Origin of the sequence: Streptomyces sp. ITFR-6 (genome assembly GCF_031844725.1) — a bacterium.
Taxonomy (GTDB): Bacteria; Actinomycetota; Actinomycetes; order Streptomycetales; family Streptomycetaceae; genus Streptomyces.
Genome location: NZ_CP134612.1, coordinates 2,408,837 through 2,431,177, shown reverse-complemented (window position 1 = coordinate 2,431,177; position 22,341 = coordinate 2,408,837). Strand labels below are relative to the sequence as shown.

The window sequence follows — 22,341 nt, the reverse complement described above, 5'->3', positions numbered from 1 at the left end:
CGTGCCCACCGCGCACCGGGCGGCCGCCGAGGCGGCGGATTCGTCAGGAAGCCGGCTCAACCGCCCCTTTCGGGGCGGAGAGCGCACCGTCGGCGGGCGACACGCATCGTGCGCCTCCTGTGCGCCCTATGTCGCCACAGAACCTTCCTTCGATAAGCTGTACCCAACCCACCCCGCCGCATATGACCGGGGTGCGCGGGCCGTTGCGGCTGTCCGTCCGATCCCGGACTCACGCAATACCCGCCGCCGTAATCGCCCACCCCCAGAAGTAGCCGAAGAGCCGCATAGAGACCCGAATATCTCGTAGCACTTCGGAATTCCCCGCTGCCTCACAAGGAGAGTCGTCAGAGCGATGGCCGGTCCCGCCTTCCGAGCCGCCGCCGTACGGGTGCGCGTCCCCGCAACCAGCGCCAACCTGGGTCCGGGCTTCGACGCCCTCGGCCTGTCGCTGGGGCTCTACGACGACGTCGTCGTCCGCGTCGCCGACGCAGGACTGCACATCGACATCGCCGGCGAGGGCGCGGACACGCTGCCCCGCGACGAGAACCACCTGCTCGTACGGTCCCTGCGCACCGCCTTCGACCTGCTCGGCGGACAGCCCCGCGGCCTGGAGATCGTCTGCGCCAACCGCATCCCGCACGGCCGCGGCCTCGGCTCGTCCTCCGCCGCCATCTGCGCCGGCATCGTCGCCGCCCGCGCCGTGACGACCGGCGGTGACGCCCGGCTCGACGACGCCGCCCTGCTGGAGCTCGCCACCGAGATCGAGGGCCACCCGGACAACGTCGCGGCCTGTCTCCTCGGCGGGTTCACGCTCGCGTGGATGGATGGCGGATCGGCCCGCGCCATCAGGATGGACCCTGCTGATTCCATCGTTCCGGTGGTTTTCGTCCCCGGCAACCCGGTGCTCACGGAGACCGCCCGCGGACTGCTGCCGCGCACCGTCCCGCATGTCGACGCCGCCTTCAACGCGGGCCGTGCCGCACTGCTCGTCGAGGCCCTGACCAGGCGCCCCGAGCTGCTGCTCACCGCCACGGAGGACCGGCTGCACCAGGACTACCGCTCCCCGGCGATGCCGCAGAGCGTGGAACTCGTGAACCGACTGCGCGCGGACGGCGTCCCCGCGGTCATCTCCGGTGCCGGGCCGACCGTGCTGGCACTGGCCGAGGACGGTGCGGCCGACAAGGTCGCACGGCTGGCGGGCGAGGGCTGGGCGGCCAACCGGCTGACTCTCGACGCCCCGGGTGCGAGTGTGCTGCCACTCGCCCCGTAGCCGAGAAGTGATTGCCGGTGCGTGAGAGGGGGAATGTTTGTTGGAGCCGGTAGTGTTAACCTCAAGTCTGCAATCGACGTCTATGTGGCGCGTTGCTTCGTGTCCCTTTCCGGGACCACCATTTCTTCCGGGAGCCTCCCCAACTGCCTGAGCAGCCTGCCTGAGCAGTTTCGAGCACGCTCCGGAACCGGCACGACACCCTCTCGCTCGCCCAGGAGTGGGCCGAGCAGGGGGATGCTCGCGCCGGGCCCATGCACACGTTCATCTCTCCGCCGCACCTACCCGGCGGACCACCGCCCCGGCACGGTCCGCACAACCGAAGACCGCAGTCGGACAGCACAACCGGTCGCCGAGCCAGAAGGCCGACGTCCGCTCCAGGGAAGGACCCTTCGTGAGCGACACCACCGATCTGATGGGCGTGACTGCCGACAGAAGCGTCGACAGCGCCGCGCCCGCCGAAGGTGCTGCCACTGGCACCACCGCACGGCGCCGCCGCTCCGGCACCGGCCTTGACGGCATGGTCCTGGCCGAGCTGCAGCAGGTCGCGTCCGGCCTCGGCATCAAGGGCACCGCGCGGATGCGCAAGAGCCAGCTGATCGAGGTCATCAAGGAGGCCCAGGCCGGCGGCTCCTCCGCGCCCAAGGCCGCCAAGGCCGCCGCCGCGGCCCCCGCGGAAGAGGCCGGGACCAAGCCGAAGCGCCGGGCCACCTCCAAGGCGCGCACCGGTGCCGAGGAGGCCCCCGCCGCCGACAAGACCGCGGACCAGCAGCAGATCGACATCCCCGGTCAGCCGGCCAGTGACGAGCAGCCCGCGGGCGAGCGCCGTCGTCGCCGTGCGACGGCCCAGGCGGGCAGCCCGGAGACCAAGGCGGACACCAAGGCGCAGGCCAAGGACCGTACGCAGGACGAGCCGAAGCGCGAGGCAGCCGCGGAGGACCGCTCCGAGCCCAAGGCCGAGGCCGCCGCGGACAACGCGGAGGGCCGCAGGGGCGACCGCCAGGACCGCGGCCAGCGCGGCGAGCGTGGTGACCGCGGTGACCGTCGCGAGCGCCAGCGCGACCGTCGCGGCAAGGGCGGCGACGAGCAGGGCGGTGGCCAGGGCGGCCAGCGCCAGCGCCAGGGCCAGGGGCAGAACCAGGGCCAGGGCCAGAACCAGGGCCAGCAGGGCGGCGGCGGACCGCAGGACGACTTCGACGACGAGGGCGGCCGGCGCGGCCGGCGCGGCCGTTACCGCGACCGCCGCGGCCGTCGCGGGCGTGACGACTTCGCCAGTGACGCGCCGCCGGTCACCGACGACGACGTGCTGATCCCCGTCGCGGGCATCCTGGACATCCTCGACAACTACGCGTTCATCCGGACCTCCGGCTACCTGCCGGGCCCGAACGACGTGTACGTGTCGCTCGCCCAGGTCCGCAAGAACGGCCTGCGCAAGGGTGACCACGTCACCGGTGCGGTGCGCCAGCCCAAGGACGGCGAGCGCCGCGAGAAGTTCAACGCGCTGGTCCGCCTCGACACGGTCAACGGTATGGCGCCCGAAACCGGCCGCGGCCGCCCGGAGTTCCAGAAGCTGACGCCGCTCTACCCGCAGGACCGGCTCCGCCTGGAGACCGACTCCAACATCCTGACGACGCGGATCATCGACCTGGTCGCCCCCATCGGCAAGGGCCAGCGAGGCCTGATCGTGGCCCCGCCGAAGACCGGTAAGACCATGATCCTCCAGGCGATCGCCAACGCGATCACGGTCAACAGCCCCGAGTGCCACCTGATGGTCGTCCTGGTGGACGAGCGTCCGGAGGAAGTCACCGACATGCAGCGGTCGGTGAAGGGCGAGGTCATCTCCTCGACCTTCGACCGTCCCGCCGAGGACCACACCACCGTCGCCGAGCTGGCCATCGAGCGCGCCAAGCGTCTCGTCGAGCTGGGTCACGACGTGGTCGTCCTGCTGGACTCGATCACCCGTCTGGGCCGCGCCTACAACCTCGCCGCCCCGGCCTCCGGCCGCATCCTGTCCGGTGGTGTCGACTCGACCGCGCTGTACCCGCCGAAGCGCTTCTTCGGTGCCGCGCGCAACATCGAGGACGGCGGCTCGCTGACCATCCTGGCCACCGCGCTCGTCGAGACCGGCTCGCGCATGGACGAGGTGATCTTCGAGGAGTTCAAGGGCACCGGCAACATGGAGCTCAAGCTCGACCGCAAGCTCTCCGACAAGCGCATCTTCCCCGCGGTGGACGTCGACGCGTCCAGCACCCGTAAGGAAGAAATCCTGCTCGGCAGCGACGAGTTGGCGATTGTCTGGAAGCTGCGCCGGGTGCTCCACGCGCTGGACCAGCAGCAGGCGATCGAGCTCCTCCTGGACCGGATGAAGAAGACCCAGTCCAACGCGGAGTTCCTGCTCCAGATCCAGAAGACGACACCGGCCCCGGGCAACAACGACTAGTCGCAGTCGCCCGCCGGCCGTACCCAGGGCCGCCCCCGCCACTTCGGTGCCGGGGGCGGCCCTGTGCCGTGGGCCGGTTCCCGCCGTGGCCGTTCCGAGACCTTCGCCACACGGTGACCGGGCCCGGTCACCGTGTGGCGTTGCCTGTACCGGGCAAGAAACCGCAGGTGAACGCCGGATCACCGGCTGCCCCCGGCCTCCGCCCGGCGCCCTCCCGGAGGCCCGGCGGCCACAGCGCGCTGTGCAACCCTTCTTGTCGCCGTGACGTCGTACCCAACAGGGACGACGCGGCGCAGGACCCGCACACCGCAGCAGGGGGTAGCCGGGAGCAGCCGAGGGATCGAGGAGACGGATGACCGAGCAGAGCGGGAGCACAGGCCGAATACGGGCTAGCGGCAAACGCCGGAGGAAGCCGTCCCGCCGTCGCAGGGCGACCGTCATAGCCGCCTGGAGCCTGGCCGGCCTGGTCGTCGTGGGCGGTGGCGGACTCGGCTACGCCTACTTCCAGCTCGACGGCAACCTCAAGGCCGTCGACATCAACAACGCCCTCGGCAAGAACCGCCCCCAGAACGTCGACAACGGCTCCGAGGACATCCTCGTCCTGGGTTCCGACTCCCGCTCAGGCGCGAACAAGCAGTACGGCGCCGACCAGGGCGGCGCCCGCTCCGACACCGCGATGGTCGTCCACGTCAACAAGGGCCACAAGAGCGCCAGTGTCGTCTCCATCCCCCGCGACACCCTCGTCAGCCGGCCCGAGTGCAAGAGCGACGAGAGCGGCGCGGACGTCTCGGGCGAGCAGCGCGCGATGTTCAACACGGCGTACGAGGTCGGCGGACCGGCCTGCGCGGTCAAGACCGTCGAGTCGATGTCCGGGATCCGGATGGACCACTACCTCGAAGTCGACTTCACCGGCTTCAAGAAGCTGATCGACAAGCTCGGCGGGGTCGAGATCACCACCAAGAAGGCGATCAACGACCCCAAGAGCCACCTGGACCTCCAGCCGGGCACCCACACCCTCAACGGCGAGGAGTCGCTCGGCCTGGTCCGTACCCGGCACAGCGTCGGCGACGGCAGCGACCTCGGCCGCATCCAGCTCCAGCAGGCGTTCATCAAGGCGCTGATGGTGCAGGCGAAGAGCGTCGGCGTCCTCGACGGAACCAAGCTGTACGGCCTCGCGGACACGGCGACCAAGGCCATCACCACCGACTCCGACCTCGGCTCGGTCAAGAAGCTCGCGGGCTTCGCCAACGGGCTCAAGGGCCTCGGCGCCCAGAACGTCCACATGGTGACCCTGCCGGTCGAGTACGACCCGGCCGACCCGAACCGCGTCATACCGCAGGAGAAGGCCGGACAGCAGGTGTGGACGGCGCTCCGGCACGACCGGCCGATCCCCGCGTCCGCCACCGCGAAGTCGGCGGGCGACAAGGGCGACGCGGGCGACATCGTGGGATGACCGGAGCGCCCGGGAATAGTTCCGCGGCTACCCCGGTTTTGGGAGATACGGCCGGTCCTGGCAGACTGGTCCGTCGGCCCCGGTTCACGGACACGCAATCCGCGCGTACGACCCGGCGCCCTCCCGAAACTAGGAGACACCCTTGAAGCGCGAGATCCACCCCCAGTACTTCGAGACCCAGGTCAGCTGCACCTGTGGCGCCTCGTTCACCACCCGGTCCACCCTGGACAGCGGCGCCATCCGTGCGGACGTCTGCTCCGAGTGCCACCCGTTCTACACGGGCAAGCAGAAGATCCTCGACACAGGTGGCCGTGTGGCCCGCTTCGAGGCCCGCTTCGGCAAGGCTGCCGGCTCCGCCAGCAAGTAGCGAGCCAACTGCGCCGGTTCTCGGCGCCCTCTTCCCGGGGGCGCCGAGAACCGGCGTTTTTTCCGGCCGGGGCACGGCAACCCCGTATCCCGCCCGGCAGGCATCCCGCCCGGCAGGCATCCCGCCCGGCCGGCAGGCACGTCCAGCGAAGAACCAGGAGCCCGAAGATGTTCGAGGCGGTCGAGGAACTGATCGGCGAACAGTCCGATCTGGAGAAGAAGCTCGCGGACCCGGCGGTCCATGCCGACCAGGCCAACGCGCGCAAGCTCAACAAGCGCTACGCCGAGCTGACCCCGATCGTCGCCACGTACCGCTCCTGGAAGCAGACCGGCGAGGACATCGAGACGGCCCGCGAGTTCGCCGCCGACGACCCCGACTTCGCGGCCGAGGTCAAGGACCTGGAGAAGGAGCGCGAGGAGCTCACGGAGAAGCTCCGCCTCCTGCTCGTACCCCGTGACCCCAGCGACGACAAGGACGTGCTCCTGGAGATCAAGGCGGGCGCGGGCGGCGACGAGTCCGCCCTGTTCGCCGGCGATCTGCTGCGCATGTACCTGCGCTACGCCGAGCGCGTCGGCTGGAAGACCGAGATCATCGACTCCACCGAGTCCGAGCTCGGCGGCTACAAGGACGTCCAGGTCGCCGTGAAGACCAAGGGCGGCAACGGGGCCACGGAGCCCGGCCAGGGCGTCTGGGCCCGGATGAAGTACGAGGGCGGCGTGCACCGCGTGCAGCGCGTGCCCTCCACCGAGTCCCAGGGCCGCATCCACACCTCCGCCGCCGGTGTGCTGGTCACGCCGGAGGCCGAGGAGGTCGACGTCGAGATCCACGCCAACGACCTGCGGATCGACGTCTACCGCTCCTCCGGCCCCGGCGGTCAGTCCGTCAACACGACGGACTCCGCCGTCCGCATCACGCACCTGCCCACCGGCGTCGTCGCCTCCTGCCAGAACGAGAAGAGCCAGCTCCAGAACAAGGAGCAGGCCATGCGTATCCTGCGCTCGCGGCTGCTGGCCGCCGCCCAGGAGGCCGCGGAGCAGGAAGCGTCCGACGTACGGCGCAGCCAGGTGCGCACGGTCGACCGCTCCGAGAAGATCCGTACCTACAACTTCCCGGAAAACCGCATCTCGGACCACCGCGTCGGCTTCAAGGCATACAACTTGGACCAGGTGCTCGACGGTGACCTGAACGCCGTGATCCAGGCCTGCGTCGACGCCGACTCCGCCGCGAAGCTCGCCGCCGCGTAAGCTCCACCACCCCGCACCGCTTGTGAACCTGTACGGAGAACCGCGATGAACCTGCTGCTCGCCGAGGTGGCCCAGGCCACCCAGCGGCTGGCCGACGCCGGTGTGCCTTCGCCGAGATTCGACGCGGAGGAACTCGCCGCGTTCGTGCACGGCGTCAAGCGGGGCGAGCTGCACAACGTGCCGGACGCCGACTTCGACGCCCGCTACTGGGAGACCATCGCCCGGCGCGAGGCCCGCGAACCGCTCCAGCACATCACCGGACGTGCCTTCTTCCGCTATCTGGAGCTCCAGGTGGGGCCGGGCGTCTTCGTGCCGCGGCCCGAGACCGAATCGGTCGTCGGCTGGGCGATAGACGCCGTCCGCGCGATGGACGTCGTCGAGCCGCTGATCGTCGACCTGTGCACCGGATCGGGCGCCATCGCCCTCGCCATGGCCCAGGAGGTGCCGCGCTCGCGCGTGCACGCCGTGGAGCTGTCCGAGGACGCCCTCAAATGGACCAGGAAGAACGCCGAGGACTCCAGGGTCACCGTGCACCGCGGAGACGCTCTGACGGCCCTTCCCGAGCTCGACGGACAGGTCGACCTGGTCATCTCCAACCCGCCGTACATCCCGCTCACCGAATGGGAGTACGTGGCCCCCGAGGCCCGCGACCACGACCCGCAGATGGCGCTCTTCTCCGGCGAGGACGGCCTCGACACCATCCGGGGCATCGAACGCACCGCCCACCGGCTCCTTCGCCCCGGCGGCCTCGTCGTCATCGAGCACGCCGACACCCAGGGCGGCCAGGTGCCGTGGATCTTCACGGAGGAGCGGGGCTGGGCCGACGCGGCCGATCACCCCGACCTGAACAACCGCCCCCGTTTCGCCACGGCCCGCAAGGCCATGCCGTGAGCGGCGGACGCCCCACGCACGACCCGTACCAGCCCTACCCGTACATGCTTGAGGAGGCCGGCTGATGGCACGGCGATACGACTGCAACGACGCGACCGACCGTACGACAGGTCTGCGTGAGGCCGCGTCCGCCGTCCGCCGCGGCGAACTGGTCGTGCTGCCCACCGACACGGTGTACGGGATCGGTGCGGACGCGTTCGGTTCCGAGGCGGTCGCCGATCTGCTGGACGCCAAGGGCCGCGGCCGCAACATGCCGACCCCCGTCCTGATCGGCTCCCCGAACACCCTGCACGGTCTGGTCACCGACTTCTCCGAGCAGGCCTGGGAGCTCGTCGACGCGTTCTGGCCCGGCGCCCTCACACTCGTCGCCAAGCACCAGCCGTCCCTGCAGTGGGACCTCGGGGACACCCGCGGCACCGTCGCCATCCGGATGCCGCTGCACCCGGTCGCCATCGAGCTGCTCACCGAGGTGGGCCCGATGGCCGTCTCCAGCGCCAACCTCACCGGACACCCCTCGCCCGAGGACTGCGACGCCGCCCAGGAGATGCTCGGCGACTCCGTATCCGTCTACCTCGACGGCGGTCCGACGCCGGGCATCGTCCCGTCCTCGATCGTCGACGTCACCGGCAAGGTGCCGGTCCTGCTGCGCGCCGGCGCGCTCTCCGCGGAGGAGCTGCGCAAGGTGGTACCCGACCTTGAGGTGGCCAATTGACCGCCCCTGAGGGGCGTGGCATAGCGGGCCGGACCGACACTTTCCGCATCCTCCACGTCAGCACCGGCAACGTCTGCCGCTCACCGATCACCGAGCGGCTGACCCGGCATGCCCTCGTGGACCGACTCGGTGACCCGCTCCAGGGCGGCCTGATCGTGGAGAGTGCCGGCACCTGGGGGCACGAGGGTGCCCCGATGGAGGCCAATGCCGAGGTGGTCCTCGCGGACTTCGGCGCCGACGCCACCGGCTTCGTCGGCCGTGAGCTGCTGGACGAGCACGTGATCCGTGCCGACCTGGTGCTCACCGCCACCCGCGACCACCGGGCCCAGGTCATCTCGATGGGGCACTCGGCCGGCCTGCGGACCTTCACCCTCAAGGAGTTCACCCGGCTGGTCCGGGCGATAGACCACGCGACGCTGCCCGACGCCGAGGACGAGGGCGTCGTCGAGCGCGCCCGCGCGCTGGTCCGCGCCGCCGCCGCGCTGCGCGGCTGGCTGCTGGCCCCGACCGCGGAGGCCGACGAGGTGTACGACCCGTACGGCGCCCCGATCACGTTCTTCCGGTCCATCGGTGACGAGATCAACCAGGCCCTGGAGCCGGTCGTCACCGCGCTGACCGGCGTATCGGCTCCGCGCTGACCGGCGCGGGGTCCGGCGGCCCTCCGGACGGGCGTACCGAGCGGCGTGACAGCGGGCAGCGGGCCCGTCCCGGGCCTGCGTTGGAGCTGACGCCAGCGCACTCCTCCCAGGCCCGGAGCCCCCGATGCCGGTCACCGCTTCCGCCGCACCACCGGCCACCCTGCCGCAGGACTTCGGCGCCCTGCTCCGGGAGGACCCCGAGATCGCGGACGTGCCGCTGGCGGAGCTGGGCCGGCAGTCCGGCACGCTCCAGCTGACCGCCGCGGAGAACTTCACCTCGCCCGCGGTGCTGGCCGCCCTGGGCTCGCGCTCGTCAACAAGTACGCGGAGGGCTACCCCGGCAGGCGCCACCACGGCGGCTGCGAACAGGCGGACGCCGCCGGACGCATCGCCGTCCGCCGCGCCACCTCCCTCTTCGGCGCCGAGCACGCCAACGTCCAGCCGCACTCCGGCTCCTCCGCCGTCCTCGCCGCGTACGCGGCACTGCTGCGGCCCGGCGACACGGTGCTCGCGATGGGACTCCCGTACGGCGGGCACCTCACCCACGGCTCACCGGCCAACTTCTCCGGCCGCTGGTTCGAGTTCATCGGCTACGGGGTGGACGCCGGAAGCGGCCTGATCGACTACGAGCAGGTCCGCACCCTGGCCCGCACCCACCGCCCCAAGGCCATCGTCAGCGGCTCCATCTCCTACCCCCGCCACCCGGACCACCAGAGGTTCCGCGAGATCGCCGACGAGGTGGGCGCCTACCTCATCGCCGACGCCGCGCACCCGATGGGGCTGATCGCCGGGGGAGCGGCCCCCAGTCCCGTCCCGTACGCGGACGTCGTCTGCGCCACCACCGGCGGCACGGACATCCACCTGATCGTCGCGGACCCGGCCCCGCTCGGCGTGGACGGCCCCACCGCCCGCACCCGGCTGGCCGCCGCGGGCCCGGTGCTGGACACCTGCGCCCTTCCGTCCGGAGACGCCCGCGGTATCAGGCTCGGCACCGCGGCCGTCACCACCCAGGGCATGGACGAAGCCGCCATGGCCCGGATCGCGGCGCTGTTCGGCGCCGCTGTACGCGAGGAGGGCGACGTCCTGGCGGACGTCCGGGAACTGGCGGCGAAATTCCCGCCGTACCCGGTGTGACATGGTTCCTATGTCCTGAATGAGGGTGGTTCGTGCAACCATCAAGGGTAGCTCCGTGTCCTCAACCATGAGGCCGACGAAGTTAGGGTGTGGGCTGAGATGGCCGGCGATAGTTCTGGGGCAGCCCGTGCGTGATTACCTGCTGACGCTCTGTGTCACGGCAGCGGTGACCTACCTGCTCACCGGCCCGGTGCGTAAGTTCGCCATCGCGATCGGGGCGATGCCCGCGATCCGGGCGCGCGACGTCCACCGTGAACCGACACCGAGGCTCGGCGGGATCGCGATGTTCGGCGGGCTGTGCGCCGGGCTGATCGTCGCCGATCACCTGGCCAACCTCGACAGCGTCTTCGATCTCTCCAGCGAACCCCGCGCCCTGCTCTCCGGGGCGGCCCTGATCTGGCTGATCGGCGTCCTGGACGACAAGTTCGAGATCGACGCCCTGATCAAGCTGGGCGGCCAGATGATCGCCGCCGCGGTCATGGTCCTCCAGGGCCTGACGATCCTGTGGCTGCCGATCCCCGGCGTCGGCACCGTCGCCCTCACCCAGTGGCAGGGCACGCTGCTCACGGTCGCGCTGGTCGTCATCACGATCAACGCGGTGAACTTCGTCGACGGGCTCGACGGCCTCGCGGCCGGCATGGTGCTCATCGCGTCGGCCGCGTTCTTCCTCTATACGTACCGGCTCTGGTACGGACACATGATCGAGGCGGCCGCTCCGGCGACGCTCTTCACGGCGATCCTGATGGGCATGTGCCTCGGCTTCCTGCCGCACAACATGCATCCGGCCCGGATCTTCATGGGCGACTCCGGCTCGATGCTGATCGGCCTGGTGCTGGCCGCCGGCGCGATCTCGGTGACCGGTCAGGTCGACCCGGACACCATGAAGATCTTCGAGGGCAGCGAGCGGCAGGCGACCCACGCGATGCTGCCGGTCTTCATCCCGCTGCTGCTGCCGCTCACCATCATCGCGATCCCGGCGGCCGACCTGGTGCTGGCGATCGTGCGGCGCACCTGGAACGGCCAGTCGCCGTTCGCCGCCGACCGGGGCCACCTGCACCACCGGCTGCTGGAGATCGGCCACTCGCACAGCCGCTCCGTGCTGATCATGTACTTCTGGTCGGCCCTGATCGCGTTCGGCGCGGTCGGCTACTCCGTGCACTCGGCGTCCATGTGGATCGTCCTGGTGATCGTGGGCCTGAGCGCGCTAGGCCTGATCCTGCTGCTGATGCCGCGCTTCACCCCGCGTGCCCCGCTGTGGGCGCAGCGCATCGTGCCGCCGCGCTACCGGCGCCGGCGCCGCCCGGCCGAGGAGCCGGAAACGTCCGAGGGCGGCACGGAGAACCAACAGGGGCCGCTGGATGCCGAGATGGAGCCGGAGCGACAGGAGGCCGCCGAGCGGGCCCCGGTCGCCGCAGGAGTCTCGGGCGTCAACGGAGCGACCGCGATTGGCCCCCGTTCGCGCTTCGCGGACCGGCGCAAGGCGGATTCCACGCGTCGATAATTCGGTCATCGTGGGTCATTACCAGGCAAGGTGCCGAGTTGTCTCGCTCACGCGTGTCAAGTAACTCTCACGTGTGACAGCAACCACACTTTCTTGGTAAAGACCTCATCAAATAGTTTGTGATACCGTTCACGAACCCGGTGACAGAGCCGAAGGACCTGAGTAGCGCGGTCCCTTGGCCCCGAGGCATCGACTCGGACCGGGCCTACGCTCGTCCATGACGACACACTGCCGACCCCCAGCAAGCGGAGCTGCCGCCATGCCGTCCAACGATGTCCGGACCGTCCTTCAAGCCGCCGTACCCACCGCTGTCGCCGGCGCTGTCGCCGCCGCGATCAGTGGTGGCGTCGCCGGTGGCAAGGGGGCTCTGGGATCGGTCATCGGTACGGTGCTGGTGATCCTCTTCATGGGGATCGGGCTCGGCGTCCTGCTGCGGACAGCGCGATCCTTCCCGCATCTGTTCCAGTCCATGGGGCTGATGCTGTACACGGCACAGCTGCTGTTGCTCTTCATCTTCCTCGCCGTGTTCAAGAACACGACGCTGTTCAACCCCAGGGCCTTCGCGATCTCGCTGGTCGTCGCGACCATCGTCTGGGTCGCGGCCCAGGCCCGGGGGCACATGAAGGCCAAGATCCTTTACGTCGAACCCGAGTCCAGTAAGGACGACAAGTCCGAAAAGACGGGCTCTTCGACGTGATGGGTAGGGGCGGAATAAGCGCGGGTGCAGGACCCTGCTATCGTCCGGTTCCAACTGCGGCACTGCGGGCGCGGGCATACGAGCTGACGCCTGCACAATCGCGAGGCTCAATGCCTGACTGCCGCTCACACATCCGTAACACCAGTCCAGTGCCGAACCGCGGCTGCGCGCCGCGCCGACACAACGAGGTTGCCGTACCTATGCGCCACGCTGAAGGAGCCCGCGGTGAGTGCTGACCCGACACAGGTGCTCGCCTTCGAGACCGACTGCCACATCTTCAATGGGTGCGGCTTCCCGGCTCCTGGCCTGCACTCCTTTGTTTTCGAGCCGATGTTCACCGTCGGAGGCGTCGAGATCAACAAGCCGATGCTGCTGGCGGTCCTGAGCACCGTTGTAGTCGTCGGCTTCTTCTGGGCGGCTTTCAACAAGCCGAAGGTGGTTCCCGGAAAGCTGCAGTCGGTCGCGGAGATGGGTTACGACTTCATCCGTACCGGCGTGGTGTACGAGACGCTCGGCAAGCGCGAGGGCAAGAAGTACGTCCCGCTCATGGTCTCGTTGTTCTTCTTCATCTGGGTCATGAACCTCTGGGCGATCATTCCGCTCGCCCAGTTCCCGGTGGTCTCGGTCATCGGCTTCCCGGTGGCGCTGGCCGCGATCGTGTACGTCCTCTGGGTCAGCCTGACCTTCAAGCGCCACGGTTTCGTCGGCGCCTGGAAGAACTTCTCGGGCTACGACAAGACGCTCGGCCCGGCTCTCCCGTTCGTCATGCTCATCGAGATCATGTCGAACCTGCTGATCCGGCCGTTCACCCACGCCGTGCGACTCTTCGCCAACATGTTCGCCGGCCACGTGCTGCTGCTGATCTTCACCATCGCCAGCTGGTACCTGCTGAACGGCATCGGCATCGCGTACGCCGGTGTCTCGTTCGTGATGGTCATCCTGATGACCGCCTTCGAACTGTTCATCCAGGCGCTGCAGGCCTACGTGTTCGTCCTCCTTGCCTGCAACTACATCGAGGGCGCTCTCGCCGAGCACCACTGACCAGCCCAGCTCCACCCCGATTGTCGTCCGGTGGCCAACCCCCACCGGTTCTGAAAGAGAAAGAAGAAACGGCATGTCCGCTCTCCAGACCCTCGCCGAAGTCAAGATCTCGGGCAACCTCGGCTCCATCGGTTACGGCCTGGCGGCCATCGGCCCCGGCGTCGGCGTCGGCATCATCTTCGGTAACGGCACCCAGGCGCTGGCCCGCCAGCCCGAGGCCGCCGGCCTGATCCGTTCGAACCAGATCCTCGGCTTCGTCCTCTGTGAGGCGCTCGCCCTGATCGGTCTCGTCATGCCCTTCGTCTACCCGTTCTAGTCGCGGCTTTACGACTGCCCGATGCGACGAAAGGCATTGATGTGAACGCCCTACACCTGGCGGCCGAGGATAAGATCCAGAACCCTCTGCTCCCGGCGATCCCTGAGATCATCATCGGCCTCATCGCCTTTGTCATCGTCTTCGGCTTCCTCGCCAAGAAGCTCCTCCCGAACATCAACAAGGTTCTGGAAGAGCGTCGCGAGGCCATCGAAGGCGGTATCGAGAAGGCCGATGCGGCGCAGACCGAGGCCCAGAGCGTTCTTGAGCAGTACAAGGCTCAGCTCGCCGAAGCCCGTCACGAAGCCGCTCGTATGCGCCAGGAGGCGCAGGAGCAGGGTTCCGTGATCCTGCAGGAGATGCGGGCGGAAGGCCAGCGCCAGCGCGAGGAGATCGTCGCTGCGGGCCACGCCCAGATCGAGGCCGACCGCAAGGCGGCGGCGTCCGCGCTGCGTCAGGACGTGGGCAAGCTCGCCACCGACCTGGCCGGCAAGCTCGTCGGCGAGTCCCTTGAGGACCACGCCCGGCAGAGCGGCACCGTCGACCGTTTCCTGGACGAGCTCGAGGCGAAGGCCGAGGCCGTCCGATGAACGGCGCGAGCCGCGAGGCACTGGCTGCCGCGCGTGAGCGCCTCGACGCACTGACCGACAGCACGTCGGTCGACGCGGCGAAGCTCGCGGAGGACCTGGCCGGCGTTACGGCACTGCTGCACCGCGAGGTGTCGCTGCGCCGGGTCCTGACCGACCCGGCCCAGGCCGGCGAGGCACGGGCCGAGCTGGCCGGGCGCCTGCTGCGCGGCCAGGTGGGCGGCGAAGCCGTCGATCTGGTCTCCGGCATGGTCCGCTCGCGCTGGTCGCAGTCCCGCGACCTGGTCGACGCGGTCGAGGAGCTGGCGAACACCGCAGACCTCACCGCCGCCCAGCGCAACGGAGACCTCGACGACGTCGAGGACGAGCTGTTCCGGTTCGGCCGGATCGTCGCCTCCGACCCCGCGCTGCGCGCCGCGCTCACCAGTCGGACCGCGACCACCGCCGCCAAGGGCGAGCTGCTGCGCAGCCTGCTCGGGGGAAAGGCGCGGCCCGCGACCGAGCGCGTCATCGTGCGGCTTGTCACCCAGCCTCGGGGACGTAGCCTGGAAGAGGGACTCGACTCCCTCTCCAAGCTCGCCGCGGAGCGCCGTGACCGCATGGTCGCGATCGTCACCTCGGCGGTGCCGCTGAGCGATCGGCAGAAGCAGCGCCTCGGCGCCGCCCTGGCGAAGATCTACGGCCGGTCGATGCACCTGAACCTCGACGTGGACCCCGAGGTCCTCGGCGGAGTCACGGTGCGGGTCGGTGACGAGGTCGTCAACGGCACCATCGCCGAGCGTCTCGACGAGGCGACGCGGCGGATGGCCGGCTGACCCAGCCCGGCGCAGTAACAGAGACAGAGCAAGACCAGCGGCCCGGTTGGGCCGTGCAGAAATTGCAGAAGATTCCTGGGGGTCGGCCCCCAGACCCCCTTAAGAAACTTCGGGCCCAACAAGGAGAGCAGGGAACCCAGATGGCGGAGCTCACGATCCGGCCGGAGGAGATCCGGGACGCGCTGGAGAACTTTGTCCAGTCGTACAAGCCGGACGCGGCCTCGCGCGAGGAGGTCGGTACGGTCAGCGTTGCCGGCGACGGCATCGCGAAGGTGGAGGGCCTGCCCTCCGCCATGGCGAACGAGCTGCTGAAGTTCGAGGACGGCACCCTCGGTCTCGCCCTCAACCTCGAGGAGCGCGAGATCGGTGCGATCGTCCTCGGCGAGTTCAGCGGAATCGAGGAGGGCCAGCCGGTGCAGCGCACCGGTGAGGTGCTCTCCGTCGGCGTCGGCGAGGGCTACCTCGGCCGCGTCGTCGACCCGCTCGGCACTCCGATCGACGGTCTCGGCGAGATCGCGACCGACGGCCGACGCGCGCTTGAGCTGCAGGCCCCTGGCGTCATGGTCCGTAAGTCGGTGCACGAGCCGATGCAGACCGGCTACAAGGCCGTCGACGCCATGGTGCCGATCGGCCGGGGTCAGCGTCAGCTGATCATCGGTGACCGTCAGACGGGTAAGACCGCGCTGGCCGTCGACACGATCATCAACCAGCGTGACAACTGGCGCTCGGGCGACGTGAACAAGCAGGTGCGCTGCATCTACGTCGCCATCGGTCAGAAGGGCTCCACCATCGCCTCCGTGCGCGGTGCCCTCGAAGAGGCCGGCGCGCTTGAGTACACGACCATCGTCGCTGCCCCGGCGTCCGACCCGGCCGGCTTCAAGTACCTGGCGCCGTACACCGGTTCGGCCATCGGCCAGCACTGGATGTACCAGGGCAAGCACGTCCTGATCATTTTCGACGACCTCTCGAAGCAGGCCGACGCGTACCGCGCCGTATCGCTTCTGCTGCGCCGTCCGCCGGGCCGCGAGGCCTACCCGGGCGACGTCTTCTACCTCCACTCGCGTCTGCTGGAGCGCTGCGCCAAGCTCTCCGACGAGATGGGTGCCGGTTCGATGACGGGTCTCCCGATCGTCGAGACCAAGGCGAACGACGTGTCGGCGTTCATTCCGACCAACGTCATCTCCATCACCGACGGCCAGTGCTTCCTGGAGTCCGACCTGTTCAACGCCGGCCAGCGTCCGGCTCTGAACGTCGGTATCTCGGTCTCCCGTGTCGGTGGCTCCGCCCAGCACAAGGCCATGAAGCAGGTTTCCGGCCGGCTCCGCGTGGACCTCGCCCAGTACCGCGAGCTGGAGGCGTTCGCCGCCTTCGGTTCCGACCTGGACGCGGCCTCGAAGGCCTCGCTGGAGCGCGGTAAGCGCATGGTCGAGCTGCTGAAGCAGCCGCAGTACGCTCCGATCCCGGTCGAGGAGCAGGTCGTCTCGGTCTGGGCCGGCACCACGGGCAAGATGGACGACGTCCCGGTCGAGGACATCCGCCGCTTCGAGAGCGAGCTGCTGGAGTACCTGCGCCGCGAGCGCAAGGAGCTCCTGACCAGCATCGTCGAGGGCGGCAAGATGTCCGACGACACGCTGCAGTCGATCGCCGACGCGGTCGCCGCGTTCAAGCAGCAGTTCGAGACCTCGGACGGCAAGCTTCTGGGCGAGGGCTGATAGATGGGCGCTCAGCTTCGCGTTTACAAGCGCCGCATCCAAGCCGTCACCGCGACCAAGAAGATCACCAAGGCGATGGAGATGATCGCCGCCTCGCGCATTGTCAAGGCACAGCGCAAGGTGTCGGCGTCGATGCCGTACGCGACCGAGCTCACCCGTGCGGTGACCGCGGTCGCGACCGGCTCCACCACCAAGCACCCGCTCACCACCGAGGCCGAGGCCCCGGGCAGGGCCGCGATTCTGCTCATCACGAGCGACCGCGGTCTGGCCGGCGGCTACTCCTCAAACGCCCTCAAGGCGGCGGAGCGGCTCCGGGAGCGGCTCGCGGCGGAGGGCAAGGAGGTCGACGCGTACATCGTCGGCCGTAAGGGTGTCGCTTACTACGGCTTCCGCGAGCGCAAGGTCGCGGAGTCCTGGACGGGCTTCACCGACAGCCCGGAGTACTCGGACGCCAAGAGGGTCGCAGCGCCGCTGATCGAGGCCATCCAGAAGGACACGGCCGAGGGTGGCGTCGACGAGCTGCACATCGTCTTCACGGAGTTCGTGTCGATGATGACGCAGAACGCGGTCGACGACCGGATGCTGCCGCTCTCGCTCGACACGGCTGCGCAGGAGAGCTCGGAAAAGGGCGAGATCCTTCCGCTGTTCGACTTCGAGCCGTCGGCGGAGGACGTCCTCGACGCCCTCCTGCCGCGCTACGTCGAGAGTCGTATCTACAACGCACTGTTGCAGGCAGCCGCTTCCGAGCACGCTGCCCGCCGCCGCGCGATGAAGTCGGCGACCGACAACGCCGGGGATCTCATCAAGAGCCTCTCCCGGCTTGCCAACGCGGCCCGCCAGGCCGAAATCACCCAGGAAATCAGCGAGATCGTCGGCGGTGCAGGTGCTCTGTCCGACGCGTCCGCGGGGAGTGACAAGTAATGACGACGACAGTTGAGACGGCCGCTGCCACGGGCCGCGTCGCCCGGGTCATCGGCCCGGTCGTCGACGTGGAGTTCCCCGTCGACGCCATGCCGGAGATCTACAACGCCCTGCACGTAGAGGTGGCGGACCCGGCCGAGGCCGGTGCCCTCAAGACGCTGACCCTCGAAGTCGCCCAGCACCTGGGTGACGGCGTGGTCCGTGCGATCTCGATGCAGCCGACCGACGGTCTGGTCCGCCAGGCCCAGGTGACCGACACCGGCGCGGGCATCCTGGTGCCGGTCGGTGACATCACCAAGGGCAAGGTGTTCAACACTCTTGGCCAGATCCTGAACGAACCGGACGCCGAGGCTCAGATCACCGAGCGCTGGCCGATCCACCGCAAGGCCCCGGCCTTCGACCAGCTTGAGTCCAAGACCGAGATGTTCGAGACCGGCCTGAAGGTCGTCGACCTGCTGACCCCGTACGTCAAGGGCGGCAAGATCGGTCTGTTCGGTGGTGCGGGCGTCGGCAAGACGGTCCTCATCCAGGAAATGATCATGCGTGTGGCGAAGCTGCACGACGGTGTGTCGGTGTTCGCCGGTGTCGGCGAGCGCACCCGTGAGGGCAACGACCTCATCGACGAGATGACCGAGTCGGGCGTCCTGGAGAAGACCGCGCTGGTCTTCGGCCAGATGGACGAGCCGCCGGGCACCCGTCTGCGGGTCGCGCTGTCCGCCCTGACCATGGCGGAGTACTTCCGCGATGTGCAGAAGCAGGACGTGCTGCTCTTCATCGACAACATCTTCCGCTTCACGCAGGCCGGCTCCGAGGTCTCCACGCTGCTCGGCCGCATGCCGTCCGCGGTGGGCTACCAGCCGACGCTGGCCGACGAGATGGGTGTGCTCCAGGAGCGCATCACCTCGACGCGTGGTCACTCGATCACCTCGATGCAGGCGATCTACGTCCCCGCGGACGACCTGACCGACCCGGCCCCGGCCACCACGTTCGCCCACCTCGACGCGACGACGGTTCTCTCCCGTCCGATCTCCGAGAAGGGCATCTACCCGGCCGTGGACCCGCTGGACTCCACGTCCCGCATCCTGGACCCGCGCTACATCGCGCAGGACCACTACGACGCGGCCAGCCGTGTCAAGGGGATCCTGCAGAAGTACAAGGACCTCCAGGACATCATCGCGATCCTCGGTATCGACGAGCTGGGCGAGGAGGACAAGCTCGTTGTCCACCGTGCCCGTCGCGTCGAGCGCTTCCTGTCGCAGAACACCCACGCCGCCAAGCAGTTCACCGGCCTGGACGGTTCGGACGTGCCGCTCGACGAGTCGATCGCCGCGTTCAACTCGATCTGCGACGGTGAGTACGACCACTTCCCCGAGCAGGCGTTCTTCATGTGCGGTGGCATTGAGGACCTCAAGGCCAACGCCAAGGAGCTCGGCGTCTCCTGAGCCTCCGGCTCACCGAGGGGGACGGGGTGCGTCCCGTCCCCCTCACCACGCCCCGTAGAATTGACCCAACACCCGGCATGACCGCCGGGTGGTGACCCGAGGAGCCACCCTTGGCTGCTGAGCTGCACGTCGAGCTGGTCGCGGCGGACCGTAGTGTCTGGTCCGGCGAGGCCACCCTGGTCGTCGCGCGCACCACGTCCGGCGACATCGGCGTCATGCCCGGTCACCAGCCGCTTCTGGGTGTGCTGGAATCGGGCCCGGTGACGATCCGTACGAGCGATGGCTCCACTGTCATCGCCGCGGTGCACGGCGGTTTCATCTCGTTCGCGGACAACAAGCTCTCGCTGCTGGCGGAGATCGCCGAGCTGGCGGACGAGATCGATGTCGAGCGCGCGGAGCGTGCGCTGGAGCGTGCGAAGTCGGACACGGACGGCGCCGCCGAGCGTCGCGCCGATGTGCGACTGCGTGCGGTGGCGGTGCACTAGCCACCCCGCGAAATGGCTTTACCCTCAGCCGCGGCCCGAGCTGGAGACCTCTCCAGACCGTGTCGCGGCTGAGGCGATGCAGGTGCAGGTGAAGTTCGGGCGGTATCCGTTTACTCGACGACGCGAGGAGGTCGGTGGAGATGTTCCTCGCGCTGTGGGTGGGCGGGCTGGTCGTCGCACTGGTCGCGGTTGGTCTCTTCGTCTTCGGTCTGCGCCGGCGGCTGATTCAGCGCTCCGGCGGGACCTTCGACTGCAGCCTGCGCTGGAATGCGCCCGTGGAGCCCGATCTCTCGGGCAAGGGCTGGGTGTACGGCGTCGCCCGCTACAGCGGCGACAAGGTGAACTGGTTCCGGGTCTTCAGCTACTCCCCGCGTCCGCGCCGGGTGCTGGAACGTTCCGCGATCGAGGTCGTCGCCCGCCGGATGCCGGAGGGCGAGGAGGAGCTCGCGCTCCTCTCCGACGCCATCGTGCTCGGCTGTCTCCACCGGGAGACCCGCCTTGAGCTGGCGATGAGCGAGGACGCGCTGACCGGTTTCCTCGCCTGGCTGGAGGCGGCACCGCCCGGCCAGCGAGTCAACGTGGCCTAGGGCCTCTCGCCTCAATCAGGCTGGGCTCGCGTGCCCCTGGCGCCGCACATACGAAAACCGGGGAGACAGGGGGCGGACCTGTCTCCCCGGTGCTTTTCGGGGGTTACGCGTCGTGCGGTGCGGTGGGGATTACTTCAGGCCGCTGTTGATCGCGCTCACGAGTTCACCGTTGCTGGTGTCCCCGCTGAACTCCCAGAAGAACGCGCCTCCCAGGCCCTGGTTCTTCGCCCAGGTCATCTTGGACGAGATGGTGGCAGGGGTGTCGTAGCTCCACCAGTTGGTGCCGCAGTGCGCGTAGGCGGTACCGGCGATGGTGCCGGTGGCGGGGCAGCTGTTCTTGAGGACCTTGTAGTCCTCGATGCCCGCCTCGTACGTTCCCGGGGCGGCGCCGGTGGCGGTGCCGCCGGGCGCGTCCTGGGTGACTCCGGTCCAGCCCCGGCCGTAGAAGCCGATGCCGAGCAGCAGCTTCGAGGCGGGGACGCCCTGGGCCTTCAGCTTGGCGATGGCCTCGGAGGAGCTGAAGCCGGCCTTCGGGATGCCGGTGTACGGGGTGAGCGGGGAGTGCGGAGCCGTCGGGCCCTTCGCGTCCCAGGCGCCGAAGAAGTCGTACGTCATCACGTTGTACCAGTCCAGCGACTGTGCGGCGCCCGCGTAGTCGGCGACGTCGATCTTGCCGCCCTCGGAGCCGTCGGCCGTGATGGCGGCGGTCACCAGGTTGTTGCTGCCGAACTTCGTGCGCAGCGCCGAGGTGATGTTCTTCAGTGCGGCCGGGCCGCTGGTGTCACAGGTCAGGCCGCAGGCGTTGGGGTACTCCCAGTCGATGTCGATGCCGTCGAAGACATCGGCCCAGCGGGGGTCCTCCACCAGGTCGTAGCAGGACTGGGCGAAGGCGGCCGGGTTCTGCGCGGCCTGGCCGAAGCCGCCGGACCAGGTCCAGCCGCCGAAGGACCACAGCACCTTGATGTTCGGGTACTTCGCCTTGAGCTTCCGCAGCTGGTTGAAGCTGCCGCGCAGCGGCTGGTCCCAGGTGTCTGCCACGCCGTCCACGGACTTGTCGGCGGTGTAGGCCATGTCGTAGTCGGCGTAGGAGTCACCGATGGTGCACTTGCCGCCCTGGACGTTGCCGAAGGCGTAGTTGATGTGCGTGATCTTCGCGGCCGAACCGGAGGTGTCCAGGTTCTTGACGTGGTAGTTCCGGCCGTAGACGCCCCAGTCGGTGAAGTAACCGAGGTTGACCTTGCCGCCGGTGCCGGGGCCGCCGGGGTCGGTGCCGCCGCCCCCGGTTGTGTGCACCTTGACCGCGCCGCTGGCCGGACCGGTCTGGTCGGCGGTGTCGCGGGCCCGCACGGTGTACGAGTAGTCGGTGCCGGCGGTGAGACCGGTGTTGGTGTACGTGGTGCCGGTGACCGTGGCGACGACCGCGCCGTCCCGCAGGACGTCGTAGTTCTTGATGCCGTGGTCGTCGGTGGCCGCGCTCCAGCTCAGCTTCGCGGAGGTGTTGGTGACGCCGCTCGCGGTGGGGGTGCCGGGCGCGGAGGGGGCGTTGTCACCGGGCACGCTGCCGCCGTCGCAGGAGGCGCCGTTCAGCTTGCAGTTGGTGGCGGCGCCGGAACCGGAGCCGGTGCCGTTGAAGCCGAAGGAGACGCTGGCGCCCGGCGCGACCGAGCCGTTCCAGCCGAGGTTCTTGGCGGTCCAGTGGTTTCCGGAGCTGGTGACGGTGGCGTCCCAGGCGGAACCGACACCGGTGCCGGCCGGGAAGTCCCACTCGATGGACCAGGAGCTGAGGGCGGTGGTGCCGGTGTTCTTCACCGTCCACTGGCCCTCGAAGCCGCTGCCCCAGTCGGACTTCTTCACATAGGTGGCGGTCGCCGAGGTGGCTGCCTGGGCCGGGGAGGCCATGCCGACCATCGCGGCGAGCGGGAGGAGCAGTGCGGTGAGGCCCGCGACGGCTCGTGATCTGGTGGCTTTCCCGGCCCCGAGTCTGAATCGGGTCCGGCGGGGGGTCTCAGTGCTCAACGGTGCTCCTGGGGTGAGGTCCGGACAAACGGGGATGGTCCGTCGACTGCAAACCCTGCGCCGCCCTGAGCACGCCTT

At 69.1% G+C, this 22,341-nt stretch carries 20 protein-coding genes and 1 pseudogene; 20 read left to right on the top strand and 1 reads right to left on the bottom strand.

Annotated features, from left to right (window positions below):
• The first annotated feature begins 352 nt into the window (after positions 1-352).
• From thrB to RLT59_RS10670, 20 genes and pseudogenes are all read left to right on the top strand, one after another.
• Positions 353-1,270: a homoserine kinase gene (gene thrB, locus RLT59_RS10765; RefSeq protein WP_311303193.1), complete on the top strand. Its 918-nt coding sequence runs from the start codon at positions 353-355 to the stop codon at positions 1,268-1,270.
• A gap of 391 nt (positions 1,271-1,661) precedes the next feature.
• Entirely contained in the window at positions 1,662-3,707 is a 2,046-nt protein-coding gene (rho, locus tag RLT59_RS10760) for a transcription termination factor Rho (protein ID WP_311303192.1), read from the top strand.
• A 352-nt stretch (positions 3,708-4,059) separates the two neighbouring features.
• A complete protein-coding gene (locus tag RLT59_RS10755; RefSeq protein WP_311303191.1) occupies positions 4,060-5,160 on the top strand; it encodes an LCP family protein in 1,101 nt (366 codons plus the stop codon).
• A gap of 142 nt (positions 5,161-5,302) precedes the next feature.
• Complete coding sequence (rpmE, locus tag RLT59_RS10750) at positions 5,303-5,527, top strand: 50S ribosomal protein L31 (RefSeq protein WP_024490824.1); 225 nt, start codon at positions 5,303-5,305, stop codon at positions 5,525-5,527.
• Between the two features lie 167 nt (positions 5,528-5,694).
• Positions 5,695-6,771, top strand: a complete 1,077-nt coding sequence (gene prfA, locus RLT59_RS10745) for a peptide chain release factor 1 (protein ID WP_073736888.1) — start codon at positions 5,695-5,697, stop codon at positions 6,769-6,771.
• A gap of 45 nt (positions 6,772-6,816) precedes the next feature.
• Positions 6,817-7,662: a peptide chain release factor N(5)-glutamine methyltransferase gene (prmC, locus tag RLT59_RS10740; protein ID WP_123461669.1), complete on the top strand. Its 846-nt coding sequence runs from the start codon at positions 6,817-6,819 to the stop codon at positions 7,660-7,662.
• Between the two features lie 64 nt (positions 7,663-7,726).
• Entirely contained in the window at positions 7,727-8,374 is a 648-nt protein-coding gene (locus RLT59_RS10735) for an L-threonylcarbamoyladenylate synthase (RefSeq protein ID WP_024490827.1), read from the top strand.
• Positions 8,371-9,012, top strand: coding sequence for an arsenate reductase/protein-tyrosine-phosphatase family protein (locus tag RLT59_RS10730; protein WP_311303190.1), 642 nt, complete (start codon positions 8,371-8,373; stop codon positions 9,010-9,012). Before RLT59_RS10735 ends, RLT59_RS10730 begins: the two co-directional genes overlap by 4 nt.
• Positions 9,013-9,136: 124 nt before the next feature.
• Positions 9,137-10,146: pseudogene (glyA, locus tag RLT59_RS10725) on the top strand (serine hydroxymethyltransferase).
• A gap of 115 nt (positions 10,147-10,261) precedes the next feature.
• Positions 10,262-11,647, top strand: a complete 1,386-nt coding sequence (locus RLT59_RS10720) for an MraY family glycosyltransferase (RefSeq protein ID WP_311307680.1) — start codon at positions 10,262-10,264, stop codon at positions 11,645-11,647.
• 259 nt (positions 11,648-11,906) lie between these two features.
• Positions 11,907-12,344 (top strand): Cg1360 family ATP-synthase-associated protein, encoded by a 438-nt coding sequence (locus RLT59_RS10715; protein WP_311303189.1) that lies wholly within the window; start codon positions 11,907-11,909, stop codon positions 12,342-12,344.
• Positions 12,345-12,569: 225 nt separating this feature from the next.
• Positions 12,570-13,385 carry a F0F1 ATP synthase subunit A gene (gene atpB / locus RLT59_RS10710; protein WP_311303188.1) on the top strand — a complete coding sequence of 272 codons (816 nt, stop codon included), beginning with the start codon at positions 12,570-12,572 and terminating at the stop codon, positions 13,383-13,385.
• Between the two features lie 73 nt (positions 13,386-13,458).
• Positions 13,459-13,701: an ATP synthase F0 subunit C gene (gene atpE / locus RLT59_RS10705; protein WP_024490833.1), complete on the top strand. Its 243-nt coding sequence runs from the start codon at positions 13,459-13,461 to the stop codon at positions 13,699-13,701.
• Between the two features lie 41 nt (positions 13,702-13,742).
• Positions 13,743-14,288: a F0F1 ATP synthase subunit B gene (locus tag RLT59_RS10700; RefSeq protein ID WP_311303187.1), complete on the top strand. Its 546-nt coding sequence runs from the start codon at positions 13,743-13,745 to the stop codon at positions 14,286-14,288.
• On the top strand, positions 14,285-15,100 hold the full coding sequence (locus tag RLT59_RS10695; RefSeq protein ID WP_311303186.1) for a F0F1 ATP synthase subunit delta: 816 nt from the start codon (positions 14,285-14,287) through the stop codon (positions 15,098-15,100). Before RLT59_RS10700 ends, RLT59_RS10695 begins: the two co-directional genes overlap by 4 nt.
• A gap of 140 nt (positions 15,101-15,240) precedes the next feature.
• Entirely contained in the window at positions 15,241-16,812 is a 1,572-nt protein-coding gene (gene atpA / locus RLT59_RS10690) for a F0F1 ATP synthase subunit alpha (protein ID WP_073736880.1), read from the top strand.
• Positions 16,813-16,815: 3 nt separating this feature from the next.
• On the top strand, positions 16,816-17,733 hold the full coding sequence (locus RLT59_RS10685; RefSeq protein WP_311303185.1) for a F0F1 ATP synthase subunit gamma: 918 nt from the start codon (positions 16,816-16,818) through the stop codon (positions 17,731-17,733).
• A complete protein-coding gene (atpD, locus tag RLT59_RS10680) occupies positions 17,733-19,175 on the top strand; it encodes a F0F1 ATP synthase subunit beta (protein WP_311303184.1) in 1,443 nt (480 codons plus the stop codon). Before RLT59_RS10685 ends, atpD begins: the two co-directional genes overlap by 1 nt.
• A gap of 110 nt (positions 19,176-19,285) precedes the next feature.
• Complete coding sequence (locus tag RLT59_RS10675) at positions 19,286-19,660, top strand: F0F1 ATP synthase subunit epsilon (protein ID WP_311303183.1); 375 nt, start codon at positions 19,286-19,288, stop codon at positions 19,658-19,660.
• Positions 19,661-19,800: 140 nt separating this feature from the next.
• A complete protein-coding gene (locus tag RLT59_RS10670) occupies positions 19,801-20,247 on the top strand; it encodes a DUF2550 domain-containing protein (RefSeq protein WP_311307679.1) in 447 nt (148 codons plus the stop codon).
• Positions 20,248-20,376: 129 nt separating this feature from the next.
• On the opposite strand, the gene RLT59_RS10665 is transcribed toward RLT59_RS10670, so the two are convergent.
• Entirely contained in the window at positions 20,377-22,263 is a 1,887-nt protein-coding gene (locus RLT59_RS10665; RefSeq protein ID WP_311303182.1) for a glycosyl hydrolase family 18 protein, read from the bottom strand.
• Between the last annotated feature and the right edge of the window lie 78 nt (positions 22,264-22,341).

Coding starts and splice junctions, on each gene's coding strand:
- thrB (WP_311303193.1), top strand. CDS start 353: ATGGCCGGTCCCGCCTTCCGAGCCGCCGCCGTACGGGTGCGCGTCCCC.
- RLT59_RS10755 (WP_311303191.1), top strand. CDS start 4,060: ATGACCGAGCAGAGCGGGAGCACAGGCCGAATACGGGCTAGCGGCAAA.
- prfA (WP_073736888.1), top strand. CDS start 5,695: ATGTTCGAGGCGGTCGAGGAACTGATCGGCGAACAGTCCGATCTGGAG.
- prmC (WP_123461669.1), top strand. CDS start 6,817: ATGAACCTGCTGCTCGCCGAGGTGGCCCAGGCCACCCAGCGGCTGGCC.
- RLT59_RS10735 (WP_024490827.1), top strand. CDS start 7,727: ATGGCACGGCGATACGACTGCAACGACGCGACCGACCGTACGACAGGT.
- RLT59_RS10715 (WP_311303189.1), top strand. CDS start 11,907: ATGCCGTCCAACGATGTCCGGACCGTCCTTCAAGCCGCCGTACCCACC.
- atpE (WP_024490833.1), top strand. CDS start 13,459: ATGTCCGCTCTCCAGACCCTCGCCGAAGTCAAGATCTCGGGCAACCTC.
- RLT59_RS10695 (WP_311303186.1), top strand. CDS start 14,285: ATGAACGGCGCGAGCCGCGAGGCACTGGCTGCCGCGCGTGAGCGCCTC.
- atpA (WP_073736880.1), top strand. CDS start 15,241: ATGGCGGAGCTCACGATCCGGCCGGAGGAGATCCGGGACGCGCTGGAG.
- RLT59_RS10685 (WP_311303185.1), top strand. CDS start 16,816: ATGGGCGCTCAGCTTCGCGTTTACAAGCGCCGCATCCAAGCCGTCACC.
- atpD (WP_311303184.1), top strand. CDS start 17,733: ATGACGACGACAGTTGAGACGGCCGCTGCCACGGGCCGCGTCGCCCGG.
- RLT59_RS10670 (WP_311307679.1), top strand. CDS start 19,801: ATGTTCCTCGCGCTGTGGGTGGGCGGGCTGGTCGTCGCACTGGTCGCG.